Origin of the sequence: Pseudomonas sp. zfem002, assembly GCF_032621685.1 — a bacterium.
Lineage (GTDB): Bacteria > Pseudomonadota > Gammaproteobacteria > Pseudomonadales > Pseudomonadaceae > Aquipseudomonas > Aquipseudomonas japonica.
Map to the genome: position 1 here is coordinate 1 of NZ_JAVYJH010000052.1, position 13,838 is coordinate 13,838.

At 67.0% G+C, this 13,838-nt stretch carries 11 protein-coding genes and 1 pseudogene; 5 read left to right on the forward strand and 7 right to left on the reverse strand.

Annotation, left to right across the window (positions count from 1 at the left end; genetic code table 11):
- On the forward strand, positions 1–102 hold a 102-nt coding region (locus RTI28_RS30000), incomplete at its 5' end, for an IS3 family transposase (RefSeq protein WP_316923866.1).
- Between the two features lie 309 nt (positions 103–411).
- Here the strand turns inward: RTI28_RS30000 and RTI28_RS30005 are convergent.
- The 3 genes from RTI28_RS30005 to RTI28_RS30015 are packed head-to-tail and all read right to left on the reverse strand — an operon-like array spanning position 412 to position 2,776.
- A complete protein-coding gene (locus RTI28_RS30005) occupies positions 412–1,074 on the reverse strand; it encodes a helix-turn-helix transcriptional regulator (RefSeq protein WP_316923857.1) in 663 nt (220 codons plus the stop codon).
- Complete coding sequence (locus RTI28_RS30010; protein WP_316923858.1) at positions 1,071–1,514, reverse strand: heme-binding protein; 444 nt, start codon at positions 1,512–1,514, stop codon at positions 1,071–1,073. Before RTI28_RS30010 ends, RTI28_RS30005 begins: the two co-directional genes overlap by 4 nt.
- Positions 1,511–2,776 (reverse strand): MFS transporter, encoded by a 1,266-nt coding sequence (locus RTI28_RS30015; RefSeq protein ID WP_410479054.1) that lies wholly within the window; start codon positions 2,774–2,776, stop codon positions 1,511–1,513. Before RTI28_RS30015 ends, RTI28_RS30010 begins: the two co-directional genes overlap by 4 nt.
- Before the next feature lie 222 nt (positions 2,777–2,998).
- Between RTI28_RS30015 and RTI28_RS30020 the strand changes: the two genes are divergently transcribed.
- The 4 genes and pseudogenes from RTI28_RS30020 (at position 2,999) to RTI28_RS30535 (ending at position 8,210) form a co-directional block, all read left to right on the forward strand.
- A complete protein-coding gene (locus RTI28_RS30020) occupies positions 2,999–3,973 on the forward strand; it encodes a methyl-accepting chemotaxis protein (RefSeq protein ID WP_316923859.1) in 975 nt (324 codons plus the stop codon).
- A 334-nt stretch (positions 3,974–4,307) separates the two neighbouring features.
- Positions 4,308–6,833, forward strand: coding sequence for an EAL domain-containing protein (locus tag RTI28_RS30025; RefSeq protein WP_316923860.1), 2,526 nt, complete (start codon positions 4,308–4,310; stop codon positions 6,831–6,833).
- Between the two features lie 150 nt (positions 6,834–6,983).
- A pseudogene (locus RTI28_RS30530) lies at positions 6,984–7,664 on the forward strand (PAS domain-containing protein); the annotation flags it as partial.
- 135 nt (positions 7,665–7,799) lie between these two features.
- The gene (locus RTI28_RS30535) at positions 7,800–8,210 is read left to right on the forward strand and encodes a methyl-accepting chemotaxis protein (protein ID WP_401254317.1); all 411 of its coding nucleotides are present in this window, start codon (positions 7,800–7,802) and stop codon (positions 8,208–8,210) included.
- Between the two features lie 492 nt (positions 8,211–8,702).
- Here RTI28_RS30535 and RTI28_RS30035 read toward each other — a convergent pair whose 3' ends face one another.
- The 4 genes from RTI28_RS30035 to RTI28_RS30050 all read right to left on the reverse strand — a co-directional run.
- The gene (locus RTI28_RS30035) at positions 8,703–9,908 is read right to left on the reverse strand and encodes a dipeptidase (RefSeq protein WP_316923862.1); all 1,206 of its coding nucleotides are present in this window, start codon (positions 9,906–9,908) and stop codon (positions 8,703–8,705) included.
- Positions 9,909–9,956: 48 nt separating this feature from the next.
- The gene (locus tag RTI28_RS30040) at positions 9,957–12,248 is read right to left on the reverse strand and encodes a TonB-dependent receptor (protein ID WP_316923863.1); all 2,292 of its coding nucleotides are present in this window, start codon (positions 12,246–12,248) and stop codon (positions 9,957–9,959) included.
- 25 nt (positions 12,249–12,273) lie between these two features.
- Complete coding sequence (locus tag RTI28_RS30045; RefSeq protein WP_316923864.1) at positions 12,274–13,308, reverse strand: ABC transporter substrate-binding protein; 1,035 nt, start codon at positions 13,306–13,308, stop codon at positions 12,274–12,276.
- 11 nt (positions 13,309–13,319) lie between these two features.
- A partial coding sequence (locus RTI28_RS30050; protein ID WP_316923865.1) for a PLP-dependent transferase occupies positions 13,320–13,838 on the reverse strand: 519 nt, incomplete at its 5' end.

A 13,838-nucleotide genomic window follows, 5' to 3' on the forward strand; every position in this document is an offset into this window, starting at 1 on the left:
AAGGATGTTACCGACTATATCGTGAAGTTTTACAACCAGGATCGACTGCATTCGACCCTGGGTTATCTACCGCCCAACCAGTATGAGCGGCAAATAGCCTGAGCTCCCACATTGCGGTGTCCGGAAAAAGTTGACCAGCTCATGTTGGTTCGACTCGATACCGAGTCGTGCCCAACAGCCTCCCCGCGATACATCGCCGAAAAAACAAAGGCTGACAACCCAAATCCAACAGGCCATGGCACGTTGCAACAAATGTGGGAGCGGATTCATCCGCGATGCGCCGCGCGGGCGGCGCTCGATCTCAAGAGCGCTGCAAGACTCAAGACAGGCACCTGGCGGCCTTGATGCGGTCCCCCGACAAGCCTTCGAAGATGTGTAGATACCCATGCAGCGATGAGTCCATCAGCATCACTACAAGAACAACACCCCCACCAACTCCGTCCGATTCCGCACCCCCACCTTCCTGAACAGATTGATCAAATGCGTCTTCACCGTCGGCAACCCCAGCCCCAGTTCCCGTGCCAGGGTCTTGTTGCAGGCGCCCCCTTGCAGCAACAGGGCAATTTCCCGCTCCCGCGGAGTCAATCCACATCCACCCATCCGATCCGGCGCGGGCGCCGGCAGTTGCCGTGCGGCCATCTGCATCAGGCCGTGCAACGGTAGCAGCCGCTCCAGCTCCGCCGCACTGAACGCTCCCAGCGAACCCTCGCGCAGCAGCGACACCCCGGCCGCCAGGCGCCCATCCACCCAGGCCATGATCTCCACCACATCCACCACCCGGTGCTGATCGAGAAAACCCAGGTACTCCCGGCCATGGGCCGCGTCGTGATGGGCCAGGCCCTGGCGCAGCGACACCACCGGCAGGCCGATGGCCTTGCAGTTGTCCGGCTTGAGCGGATCGAGATGGCGATAGTGCTCCAGGTAGCGGTGATGCATAGGCGCCTGCATGCCCAGCAACTGGAAGTCGCAGGCCTGCAACTGCTCGTCGATGCGGTAGAACGCGGCCAGGCTGGCCGGCACTTGCTGGCTGAAGGCCTGCAGGCAGTAGCGACCGAGGTCCTGGGCGCTGTTCATGCTGCGTCCAGCAGGGCGCGGACCCTGTCCACGGCAGCAAGGGCGCAGTTGGCGTCCATCGCTTCCGAAGCACCGGACACGCCGATGGCGCCGATCACCTGGCCGTCATGCAGAAACGGCTCGCCACCGCCGAACAACGCCAGCCCGGGCTGCAGCGGCAAGCCTTCGCGTACCGCCGGCGAGGCGTTCTGCAGGCGCTCCTGCCATTGCGCGGTGGACACGCCGAAGCCGGCGGCGGTCTGTGCCTTGTGCAGGGCGATGGCCTGGCACGGCCGCGGTGCGCCGTCCATGTGCGCGCTGTGGATCGGCTGGCCGCTGGCGTCGACCAGCACCAGGCTGACCCGCAGGCCGGCCTGTTCGGCGAAGTCGACGGCGGCACCCAGGGCGGCCATGGCCAGGCGCAGGGTGAGGGTGGCTTGCTGACGCAGCAGGGTTGTCATGGGGTGGATTCCTCTACGGGAGATGCGGAAGGGCCGCGCAGGCGCAGCAGTACCTGCCAGAGGCAGTACAGCACCAGCAGGGCGGCGGCGATGTTCATGGCCCAGGGCCCGCCCAGGTGGGCGGCGAGCACCCCGGCGAGCAGGCCGCCGATGGCGTCGAAGCCGAAGCGGGTCGAGGTGTAGATCGACACCACGCGGCCGCGCAGGGCCTCCGGGGCCTGGCTTTGCAGGAGGATATTGGTGCCGACGTTGTTGATGGTCACACCGAAGCCGAGGATCGCCATGGCCAGCAGCGACAGGGGCAGGCTGCGGCTGCTGGCGAACAGCAGCAGGCCGAGGGCGCTGGCGATGGCGGAAAACAGGATCAGGCCGCGCAAGCGGTCGGCGCCCTGGTGCCCGGCCAGCAGCACGGTGGACAGCAGCGAGCCAAGCCCGGCGGCACCCCACAGCCAGCCGAGGGTGCGCGCGTCGCCGGCGAAGATGTCGTGGGCGAACACCGGCAGCAGCACGGCATAGGTCGAGGCCGTGAGGTTGACCACCAGCACGCCGAAGATCAGGCCGCGCAGCGAGGCCGAGCGCAGGACGTAGTCGAGGCCTTCGCGGAACAGGTTGCGCATGTCGCCGCTGGCCTTTTCTCCCGGTGCCAGGCGGATCGCCAGCAGGCCGAGGATCAGCCCGCCATAGGACAGCGCATTGAGGGCGAAGCACAGCGCCTCGCCGGTCAGGGCCAGGAGCAGGCCGGCCAGCGGCGGGCCGACGAAACGCGAGCAGGTGAACAGCATGGCGTTGAGCGCCAGGGCGTTGGGCAGGTCGTCGCGGTCGTCCACCAGGCGGCTGAGCAGCGACTGGCGCAGCGGCGTGTCCACTGCGTTGAGGATGCCGAGGGTGGCGGCGAGCAGGACGATCAGGGTCGGGTTGATCAGCTCCAGCCAGGTCAGCCCGGCGAGGACCAGGGCCTGGATGCCGAGCAGGCTTTCCACCTGCATCAGCAGGCGGCGCTTGTCGTGGCGGTCGATCCAGGCGCCGGCGATCGGCCCCACCAGCAACTGCGGCAGCAGGGTGGCGCAGGTGGTGATGCCGAGCAGCGCCGCCGAGCCGGTCAGGCGATAGACCAGCCAGGACAGCGCCACGGTCTGCACCCAGGTGCCAAGGGTCGAGACCGCATGGCCGATGAAGTACAGACGGAAATTGCGGTGATGCAGGGCCCGCAGGACATTGGGCCAGCGGTTCGGTTGCACAGCTTTCACGATCGGAGACGCCATTTGCCGGAGGAAGAACGGGGTCGCCGCCAGCGAATCCCGCGCCAGACTCTACCGGCTTGCGCCATCGGCGTCTTGCCTGTGCCTGTCGTCGGCATGGATTTGCCTGCCAGGCCGCCGCGGCATGCTGGCACGGACGGTCAAGTGCCCGGCACCCGGGTGCAAGACGAAGCCGGCGCGATTGCGCTCAACTCGTGGTTTTTCACTGCCGAACGGTGGGCGCTGATGTTTTTCAGGAACGATCATTGGGTGCGGGAACTGCAGGCGCTGCTGGCGCGGGTCAGTGAGGGGCAGCGCTGGGCCGATCTCGAAACACCGCACTTGCAGCGCCACCCGGCCGTGCTCGCGGCCCTGGCCGGGCTGGTCGCGCAGCGCGAGCAGGAGCAGCGCCAGCTCGGCGAGGCGCACAGCCTGGGCGAGGCACTGCGCGCCCAGGTCGAGCAGGCGCAAGGCCAGGGCCACGCCGCCGCGGCGCAGGTCGAGCGCATGGAACAACGCTGCGCCGACCTCCAGGCCAGCCTCGACGAGCTCCAGCGCCAGCTCGACGGCCAGCGCCAGCAGGCGGCGATCTGGGCGCAGCTGGAAGCCACCATCACCGAAGGCACCTGGGACATCAAGGTGGTCCAGGGCGATCTGCAGCACCCCGACAGCCATATGCGCATCTCCAAGCAGTTCCGCGCCGTCATGGGCTACGCCGCGGGCGAGTTGCCGGATGGTTGGGACGCCCAGGTCAGCATCACCCACCCGGACGACCTGGCGCAGGTCATGGCGCTGTTCGAGCGCGAGATCGTCAAGCCCGGCGGCACGGGCGAGTATGTCTGCGAATACCGCATGCGCCACAAGACCCGCGGCTATATCTGGTGCCGCGAACGCGGCTGCGCGGTGCGCGACGAGCGCGGTGCGCTGACCCGGGTGATCGGCGCGGTGCGCGATATCAGCGACGAGCGCAGCGCCCAGGACAGCCACGAACGCATGCTCGCGCAGAACCAGACCACCTACGCGCAGATCGCCACCGTGGTCGGGGTGATCAAGAGCATCGCCGAGCAGACCAACCTGCTCGCGCTGAATGCCGCCATCGAGGCGGCGCGGGCCGGGGAAGTGGGGCGCGGCTTCTCGGTGGTGGCCGAGGAAGTGAAGAAACTGGCCAACAGTACGCGCCAGGCCACGCAGCAGATCCAGTCGATGCTGGAGGAGCGCTGAAACAGTATCCGGCGCCGAATGCCGGCGCCGGTATTCTGCCGCGGGCATGACTGGAAAATATTCCCAACACTGCAGTAAGCGAACATTCATTGATTCAGGTCATTGTCTGGCGAAGTTGATTTAATTATTCGCGCGCGGTTTTTTTATATATTGAAAAACCCGTGAATAATATTCGTCGCAATAATGGCTATGCGCTATTAGTGAGCGTAAGCTATGCGCCGTCCCCGCTTGGGGCCTCCCGGCCAGCAAGGCGAACCGTGACCTGCACAGCAACACTGCGCGGTGGCGTGCGTTCGTCTGCGCCACTGTCATTCTGTGTGTTCGGATCGCGTTGATGCCCATTAGCCAGAATCTTTCCGAGATCTTCATACAAACACTCGAGCAGGCCATCGACAGTGTCGTGGCGATCGATGCCGACAATCGCGTGGTGCTGTTCAACAGTGCCGCGGAAAAGTTGTGGGGTTTCACGCGCGACGAAGTACTGGGCAACAACGTCAGCATGCTGGTCCCGGAAACCATCCGCGCCCGGCACGACGGTTATGTCGATGCCAACCGCCGTACCGGCATCAACAAGATCGTCGGCACCACCCGCGACGTACCGATCCACAAGAAGGACGGCACCCAGCGCTGGGGCTCGATGTCCATTTCGCGGGTCGAGAGCGACGGGCAGATCCTCTACACCGCCTTCGTCAAGGACGTCACCGAGCAGCGCAAGGAGCGCAAGCGCGCCAAGCTGCTGTCGCTGGTCGCCGACCAGACCGACAACGCGATCTTCATCACCGATGGCGGCGGCAAGGTGGTGTACGTCAACAAGGGCTTCGAAAAACTCTTCGGCTACAGCCTCGAAGAAATCGAATGCTGCCTGCCGGCCGAGCTGCTGGTGCCGCAGTTGCCGCTGCAGCGCATGGCCGAATTGCGCCGCGGCCTGCACGGCGGGCGCTCGTTCCGCGTCGAGGAGCTGCTGCAGGTCAAGGGCGGCGAGCGGATCTGGTGCAACGTGGCGATCAACCCGGTGTTCGGCGCCAATGGCGAGCTGGCCCAGACCGTCACGGTGCTCACCGACATCACCGCCTCGAAGATCCACCAGGTGCTGCAGCACTGCATCCTCGACGCCATGGTCCGCGAGATGCCGCTGGAGTCGGTGATGGACCTGCTATGCCGGGAAATCCAGCGGATGTCGCCGGATGTGCGCGCCGCGGTGATCCAGATCGGCGAAGACGGCACCCTGCACCCGCTGGCCGCCCCGGGCTTTTCCGAGCGCTATGGCCAGTTGGTGGAAGGCCGGCCGATCCGCGACTGCATCGGCTCGTCGAGCGTCGCCGCCTGCCGCGGCGAGATGATCTACGTCCGCGATGTCGGCAGTGATCCGCACTGGACCAGCATCCGCGACGAGTGCCAGGGGCTGGGCATCCGCAGTTCCTGGTCGATTCCGATCAAGGACTCCAAGGGCCTGGCCATCGGCGTGCTGACATTCTACTACGCCGAGCACCGCACGCCGTCGGCCCTGCAGCAGCAGATCGTCGAGGTGGTCATTCCGCTCTGTGCCCTGGCCATGGAGCGCGAGGTCGACCGCGAGAGCATTCGCCAGTTGGCGTTCTACGACAGCCTGACCCGCCTGCCCAACCGCAGCCTGCTGCACGCCAAGGCCGACCATGCGCTGATCGAGGCGCGGCGCAGCAAGCGTGCGCTGGCGGTGCTGTTCATCGACCTCGACCGCTTCAAGCAGATCAACGATTCCCTTGGCCACCCGGCGGGCGACGAGCTGCTCAGGCTGATCGCCCAGCGCCTGAGCGCCAGCGCCGAGATCGTCGGCCGGCTGTCTGGCGACGAGTTCGTCGTGGTCCTGCCGGACTGCGATGCCGAGCGGGTCAACGATGTCATCGAGGAACTGCGCCAGGCCATCACCCAGCCTTGCCAGATCGCCGGTTCCTGCTTCTCGCCGTCGGCCAGCATCGGCGTGTGCCTGTACCCGCGTGACGGCCACGACATGAACACGCTGATCCACCGCGCCGACATGGCCATGTACCAGGCCAAGCATTCCGGGCGCGGCCGTTTCAGTTTCTTCAGCCATGAGCTGAACGAGCTGGCGCAGCAACGCCAGGCGCTGGAAAGTGCCCTGCGCGAGGCCATCGAGCAGGGCGCGCTGCAGCTGCACTACCAGCCGCAGGTGAATATCGAGGACGGCCAGGTCTACGGCGTCGAGGCCCTGGCCCGCTGGACCCACCCGGAATTCGGCGTGGTCTCGCCGGCGCGTTTCATTCCCCTGGCCGAAGAATGCGGGCTGATCACCGAGCTCGGGCACTGGGCGGTCCGCGAAGCCTGCCGGCAACTGGCGGTGTGGCGCGGCAAGGGTCTGAACATCCCGTCGGTGTCGGTGAACCTGTCGCCGAGCAATTTCCACAACCTCGACCTCGCCGGGATGATCAGCGAGGTCCTCGACCAGCACGGCCTGGCGGCCCGCGACCTGACCATCGAACTGACCGAGAACCTGCTGCTGGACACCAATCCGAGCACCCTGAAAGTGCTCCACGAGCTCAATGCCCAGGGCATCCGCCTGGCCATGGACGATTTCGGCACCGGTTATTCCAGCCTGAGCTATCTGCGCAAACTGCCGATACAGGAACTGAAACTGGACCGCAGTTTCGTCCTCGACCTGGAAGCGGATGAAACCAGTCGGGCGCTGAGTGACGCGGTGATGCGCATCGGCGACAGCCTGCGCCTGAAAGTGGTGGCCGAAGGTGTCGAAGAACACGGCCAGTACCGGATTCTCAAGGACCAGGGTTATCACGTTGCCCAGGGCTACCTGCTGTCGAAGCCACTCACGCCGCAGGACCTGGAAACCTGGATGATGAAGTGTTGAAGCATTGACCGGGCACGCTGCCTGTCACTTTCGCAAAATCTGGAGGTAACCCTCATGTTTTCAGCCTACCGGCGGCTCAAGCAGGAGCTCGCCCAAGCCCGCGACCTGCTGTCGTCACTCGAACAGGTCAAGCAGAGCCTGGACAGCGAGATGCTCGTGCTGCAATTGAGCTCGCGGGGTGACGTCACCTCGGTCAACGCCAGGTTCCTGAGCGAAATGCAGTACGCGGCGAACGCCGTGCAGGGCAAGGTGCTGTTCGACCTGGTCCCGGAATACGCGCGCGGGACCAACCACTTCAACCTGATGAAGCGCGCGATCCAGGGTGGCGAACACTGGGCCGGGGCCTTGCAGCTCAAGCGTGGCGACGGCAACGAAGCCTGGCTGCGGGCGATCGTGCAGCCGATCCGCGACAAGGATGGGCAGATCATCTACGTATCGCTGTACGCCAACGACCTGACCCGCACCATCGAGACCTCGCGCGAGCGCGAGAACCTGATCGAAGCCTTGCAGCGTTCCACCGCGGTGGTCGAGTTCGACCTGCAGGGCAATGTGCTCAACGCCAACGAGCGTTTCCTCCAGGCCATGGGCTACAGCCTCAAGGACCTGCAGGGCAAGCATCACCGGATGTTCTGCGAGACCGCCGAATGCATGTCGCCGCAGTACGAGCGCTTCTGGGAGAAGCTGCGCCGCGGCGAATTCATCGCCGATCGCTTCAAGCGCATCGACAGCCATGGCCGCGTGGTCTGGCTGGAGGCGACCTACAACCCGATCTCCGATACCCATGGCCGGCTGTACAAGATCGTCAAGTTCGCCACGGTGATCACCGACCAGGTCAATCGCGAGATCGCCGTGTCCGAGGCCGCGGAGATCGCCTTCAGCACCTCGCGGCACACCGATGACAGCGCGCGCCGCGGCAGCGTGGTGATCCAGGAAACCGTCGACGTGATCCAGGGCCTGGCGGTGCAGATGGCGGCGGCGGTGGAGGGTATCGCCGCGCTGGACAGGCAGTCGCAGCTGGTCGGCAGCATCGTCAAGAGCATCGGCGGCATCGCCGACCAGACCAACCTGCTGGCGCTCAACGCGGCGATCGAAGCGGCGCGGGCCGGCGAGCAGGGCCGCGGTTTTGCCGTGGTCGCCGACGAGGTGCGCCAGCTGGCCTCGCGCACCACCAAGGCCACTGAGGAAATCGTCGACGTGGTGACGCAGAACCAGAAGCTGGCCGAGGAGGCCGTGCGCATCATCGAGCAGGGCAAGCTGCATGCCGAGCAGGGCCTGGAGCTGTCGGCGCAGGCGGGTGATGTGATCGTGGAAATCCAGGACGGGGCGCAGAAGGTGGTGAATGCGGTGGGGCAGTTCACCAATCAGTTGTCCAGTTGAGTGTGAGGTTGTAGGGGCTGGTTTGCTTGCGATCGGCATGGGGCAACGTTGACGGTATGGCGGGAAATCACATCAAGGCTGCCAGGCGCCTGCCTCAAGCCTTGCAGCGCCCTCCAGATCGAGCGCCGCCCGCGCGGCGCATCGCGGATGAATCCGCTCCCACATTTGTTGCAACGTGCCATGGCCTGTTGGATTTGAGTTGTCAGCCTTTGTTTTTTCAGCGATGCATCGCGGGGAGGCTGTTGGGCTCGACTCGGTATCGAGTCGAACCAACAAGGCGGTCAACCATGGCCTGACAGACATAGGTACGTTGCAACAAATGTGGGAGCGGATTCATCCGCGATGCGCCGTGCGGGCGGCGCTCGATCTCAAGGACGCTGCAAGGCTTGAGGCAGGCACCTGGTGGCCTTGATGCGGTTCCCCGACAGCCTTCGAAGATGTGTAGATACCCATGCCGATCGCAGGCAAGCCAGCTCCTACAACGTACATGAGCTACTGCCCGGCACCATCCTGTGCCGCCTGCAACACCCGCAACAGATTCCCGCCCCAGATCGCCGCCAGGTCGTCCTCGCTGTACCCCGCCTGCAACAGGCGCTGGCTGATCAGCGGCAGCTGGCTGACATCCTCCAGCCCGGTCACGCCACCACCGCCATCCCAGTCCGCGCCGATGCCCACATGCTGCGGGCCGACCACGTCGAGGATATGCAGCACATGCTTCATGAACACATCGAGATCGGCGCGGGGCTGGGCGTAGCGCCGGTCGATCTCCGCCCGCTCGGCGAACAGCGCGCGGGTCTGCTGCGGATCGAGGGCGGCGAGGTTGCGAAAGCGTCCGCCGAGGGCCGCCAGGGCCTTGTTGCGCTCGGGGTTGACCGCCAGGGGGATCAGGTAGTCGCTGTAGGCGGTGACCTGGATCACCCCACCCTTGGCCGCCAGCCGTCGCAGGCGCTCATCGTCGAGGTTGCGCGGGTGGGCGTTGACCGCGCGGCTGCTGGAGTGGGAGGCGATGATCGGTGCGCTGGACAGTTCCAGGACCTGGTCGAAGGTCGCGTCGGAGGCATGCGAGACATCCAGCAGCAGCCCCAGGCGATTGGCCTCGCGCACCAGGGCGCGGCCCTTGTCGTTGAGGCCGTGCCACTCCGGCAGGGCGGTAGACGAGTCGGCGAAGCTGTTGCTGGCGAAGTGCACCAGGCCCAGCATGCTCAGGCCCTGGCGCTGGTAGGTGCGCAGCAATCCGGGATCGGCGGCCAGCGGTTCGGCGTTCTCCATACTGATGAACACCACGCGCTTGCCGCTGGCGGCGATGCGCCGGGCATCCGCGGCGCTGCGGGCGAGGGCGAAGGCGTCGGGCTGGCGGTCGATCATGTCGCGGATGCGCTGCAGGGTGGCCAGGCCATAGGCGCTGGCCTGGGCCAGCCCGGCTTCGTCGCGCGGGCCCTGGGGCGTGTAGATGGCGAAGAAGCCGCCATCGAGGCCGCCCTCGCGCATGCGCGGCAGGTCCACCTGGCTGCCGTCGGTCTGGCTGTCGTGGCGCAGGTTGATGTCCCAGCCGGGACGGGTCAGTTGCAAGGGGGTGTCCAGGTGGCTGTCGAGGACCAGCAGGCGCTGGTGCAGAGCCAGCACCTCGGGGCTGACCTGGGGCTCGGCGGCCTGGGCGGCCAGGCTCGCCAGGGCGAGTAACAGAAGCGGGGCTTTCATGGGCGGTTCCACCGGTAGGGGGCCGCACCCGCGGGTGCGGCCGCGGGCTTAGAAGTCGGCGCTGAGGGTGGTCTGGAAGGTCCGTGGCGAGCCTGGCCGGAACACCGCCGGGCCGCTGGTGCTGGTGAGGATGTAGCCCAGGTAGTCCTTGTCGAACAGGTTGTCGATGTTGAAGCGCAGCTTGACGCTCTTCAGCGCGCCGTCACCCCAGACGCCGCCACCCAGGTCGAGATAGGCGCTGTACAGGGTGTAGCCCGGCACCTGCTCGCTGTTGGTGAAGTTGCTGTAGCGCTCGCCGATGAAGCGCGCCGAGAGGTTGACGATCGCCCACGGCGTGATCTCCCAGGTGATGCCGCTCTGGGCCAGCCAGCGCGGGCTGTCGGGCAGGTCGTTGCCGTCCAGGGCGAGACCCGCGGCATCGTTCTGGAACTGCGCGCGGTTGTAGGTGAGGGCGCCGTTGAGCACCACTTTGTCGGCGAGCACCCCGGGCTTCCACTGGCCGCTCAGTTCGCTGCCGTAGGCCTGGGCCTTGCCGACGTTCTGGTACCAGGTTTCCACCTGGCTGCTGCCGGGCACCGGCGCGGCGAAGGCCTGCAGGCGGTTGTCGAAGTCGCTGCGATACAGCGCCCAGGCCAGGTTGAAGGTCGGCCGGTTGAGGCGCCAGCCGAGCTCGTAGTTCTTCGCCCGTTCCGCTTCCGGCGCCGGTGCCTGGGGGCTGGCGGCGCGGTAGATGTCATCGGCGCCGCGGGGCAGGGCCATGTTCTCGGAGTACGAGGCGAACACCTGGCTGCTGTCGGTGAGGTTGTAGACCGCGCCCACCTGCGGCAGGAAGCCGTCGCGCCAGGTGGTGGAAAGGCGCGGGCTGCGGTGGTTGATGTAGTCGCCGGCGTTGCGCTGGCCTTCGATGCGGTAGTCCAGGTCGAGGCGCTTGAAGCCGTACTGCAGGAGCAGGCGGTCGTCGAGCAGCGACCAGGTGTCTTTCAGGTGCAGCTGCAGCGAATCGCGGGTCGAGGTGAAGTCGCCCTGGCGGTGTACCGGTTCGTCGCGCAGGGCATCGCCGGCCGGGCTGCCGTCGGTGAGGTTGTAGCGCGCCTGCAGGCGATTGAACACGTCCTTCTCCGCCCATACCCCGGCTTCCAGGCGGTGATCGCCCAGTTGCCACTGCAGCCCGGTGCGCGCGCCGTAGCGGTGCCCGCTGAGGGCCGAGAGGCCGTACTGCACGCCGCGCGGGGCGAACAGACCGGGCACGCCGGCCTCGGCCCGGTGCAGGGCCAGCGAGGTGGCGTAGGCCTCCGGCGACACGCCGTAGCCGCGCTTGCCCTCGTAGTAGAGGGTGGCGTACTGGGTCAGGTCGTCGTTCAGGCGCAGTTCGCCGCCGAGGCTGTAGAGAGTGTCGCGGCGCTGGTTGATGGCCTGCTTGTAGTACTGGTTGTAGCCGCTGTTGCTGTACTTCACCCCCGGCGCGGTCGGGGCCAGGTCGGGCAGGTAGTCGAGGTAGGGGAAGTCGCGTCCGGAACGGCCGAAGGGGTCGTTGGCGGTGCCGTGGTACTGGGCCAGGCTGACGTAGGGCGAGTCGAAGTCGTGGAAGGCGTTGTGCACCGCGCGCACCCAGACACTGTTGCCGTCGCCGAAGCGGTAGCGCACCTTCGCCTCGAGGTGCTCGCGGTCGATGGTGCCGGGGCCGCGCCACAGGTCGCCGTCGATCTTCGAGCGGCTGACATAGGCCGACAGGCCCTGGTGCTCACCCGTCTGCAGGCGCACGAAACTGCGCCGCAGGCTGTCGCTGCCCAGGGTGTAGGACAGGCTCGCTCCGGGCGTCGGCGCCGGGTTACTGGTCTGGTAGTCGACGTAGGGGCCGAGGGAGGCGTAGCCGGACTGGGTGACATCGCCGGCGCCGGTGGAGGCGGTGACCCGCTCGGTGTTCTCGTTGTCGACGTAGCGGTAGATCGGGCTGCCACCGAACTGGTCGCTGCGGCCCAGGGGCACGCCGTCGATGGAGAAGCCGATCTGCTGCAGGTTGAAGGCGCGCACGAACACCGAGTTGCCGAACTCGTACAGGCCCAGGGCGTCGTTGACCTGGACGTTGAAGCCGGGCAGGGCTTCGAGCATCTTCAGGCCGGAGGTGCCGGCCGGCGCCGAGAGCAGGGCCTGGTGGGAGATGGCCAGGGTGTTGCTGATACGGTCTTCGCCGATGGCGGCGCTGGCTTCGGTGACGCGCGCGCCGACCACCTGGACCTTGTCCAGGGTGGTGTCGGCGGCCCAGCCGGGGCTGCTGAGCAGGCCGCCGAACAGCAGGCCGGAGAGGTGGCGCGGGGTGAGCAGGGGGAAACGCTGATTCATGGGCATTCCTTGGCGAACGGTTCAGTCAGAGCCCGGCGTGGGCCTGGGCGAGGTAATCGGGGCTGACCCAGGCGTGCAGGTCGAAGTCCTGTTGCAGGTAGCCGTGGCGGACCAGGAACTGCTTTTTCAGGTCCAGCGCGGCGAGGTTGCGTGGCGCCAGGTTCGGCACCAGTTCGCGACCGCGCAGGCTGTCGACGATGAAGGCAGCGTCCGGCAGGAAGGTCACCCGGGTCAGCAGCGATGCCGCCGCCTCGGGGAACTGCTCGATCCAGCGCCCGGCGCGAATCGCCGCGCGCAGGAAGGCCACCACCACCTGCGGGTGGGCCTCGGCGAAGGCGCGGTCGACGGTGGTGACATAGGGACCGTTCTGGTTCTTCAGGGTCCAGTCCGGGCGCTGCTCGAGGTCTTCGATGACGCTGAACTGGCCGCTGGCCAACAGCTTCGGCACATGCCCGGCTTGCACATGCAGGGCGTCGACGCGGCCGTCGAGCAGGGCGCGCAGTTCCGCGCCGGGGCCGCTGTGCAGGTTGCGCAGCTGGCTCCACAGCGCCGCGGGGCGCTGCGCCGGACGCAGGTCGTGGGGGTCGCCGTCGTCCTCGATCAGCACCCGCTGGACCTGTTCGGGGCGCACCCCGGCCAGCGCCAGGGCGCTGTCGATGCCTTGCTCGGCGACCACCTTGAGCACGTCGATGCGCTGGGTGGCGCGGCTCACCGGGACACCGATGCGCTTGTCGACCAGGTCGGCGACGCGGCGGATCTGCCCGTCGGCGCGCACCAGGATCTGCCCGGCGCGCTGGCTGGCGGTGGTCGCCAGGAGCAGGGTGTCGGCCTTGTCGGCGCGCGCCCAGAGGGCGGGGGTGGCGCCGCCATCGCGGATCAGGCCGGGTTGCTCATGGCTGAAGTGGCTCAGCCAGCCGCCGTTGTCGGGCAGCGAGCGCAGGTAGCGCGGCACGGCGCCGACGTGCTCGAATTCTTCATCGAGCCAGCCCAGTTCCACGGCCAGGTTCGAGGCCACCAGCAGCGGGCAGATGCTGTACAGGGTCGTCACGGGTTCGCTCATCGCAGTCTCCATCAGGGTTGGGTATTGGCATCGGGGTAGCGGCTGCGCGCCTGCGCGAAGGCCTGGTCGAGGTCGGCGATCAGGTCGTCGACCGCCTCCAGGCCGACATGCAGGCGCAGCAGGTGGCCGGGCGGCAGTCCGGCGAGGAAGGCGCGCTGGCCCTGGGCAATGCGGATCAGGCTTTCGAAGCCGCCCCAGCTGGCGCCCTGGGCGAACAGCCGCAGGCTGTCGAGGAAGGTGTGCAGGGCGGCTTCGGGGATGGGCCGCAGGACCACGCCGAACAGCCCCGAGGCACCGAGGAAGTCCCGTTCGAACACGGCGTGTCCGGGGCAGTCGGGGAGCGCCGGATGCAGCACCTTGAGCACCTCCGGGCGCCGCGCCAGCCAGCGCGCCACGCTCAGCGCCGAGCGCTGGTGCTGGCGCAGGCGCACGCCGAGGGTGCGCAGGCCGCGCAGGCCGAGGTAGGCGTCGTCGGCGCTGGCGATGTAGCCGAGCAGGCGCACCCGGTCGCGCACCTGGCTGTAGAGGGC

Bases quoted from the DNA above. Each gene is read 5' to 3' on its own strand.
- RTI28_RS30005 (WP_316923857.1), bottom strand. From the start codon at position 1,074: ATGAACAGCGCCCAGGACCTCGGTCGCTACTGCCTGCAGGCCTTCAGC.
- RTI28_RS30010 (WP_316923858.1), bottom strand. From the start codon at position 1,514: ATGACAACCCTGCTGCGTCAGCAAGCCACCCTCACCCTGCGCCTGGCC.
- RTI28_RS30015 (WP_410479054.1), bottom strand. From the start codon at position 2,776: ATGGCGTCTCCGATCGTGAAAGCTGTGCAACCGAACCGCTGGCCCAAT.
- RTI28_RS30020 (WP_316923859.1), top strand. From the start codon at position 2,999: ATGTTTTTCAGGAACGATCATTGGGTGCGGGAACTGCAGGCGCTGCTG.
- RTI28_RS30025 (WP_316923860.1), top strand. From the start codon at position 4,308: ATGCCCATTAGCCAGAATCTTTCCGAGATCTTCATACAAACACTCGAG.
- RTI28_RS30535 (WP_401254317.1), top strand. From the start codon at position 7,800: ATGGCGGCGGCGGTGGAGGGTATCGCCGCGCTGGACAGGCAGTCGCAG.
- RTI28_RS30035 (WP_316923862.1), bottom strand. From the start codon at position 9,908: ATGAAAGCCCCGCTTCTGTTACTCGCCCTGGCGAGCCTGGCCGCCCAG.
- RTI28_RS30040 (WP_316923863.1), bottom strand. From the start codon at position 12,248: ATGAATCAGCGTTTCCCCCTGCTCACCCCGCGCCACCTCTCCGGCCTG.
- RTI28_RS30045 (WP_316923864.1), bottom strand. From the start codon at position 13,308: ATGAGCGAACCCGTGACGACCCTGTACAGCATCTGCCCGCTGCTGGTG.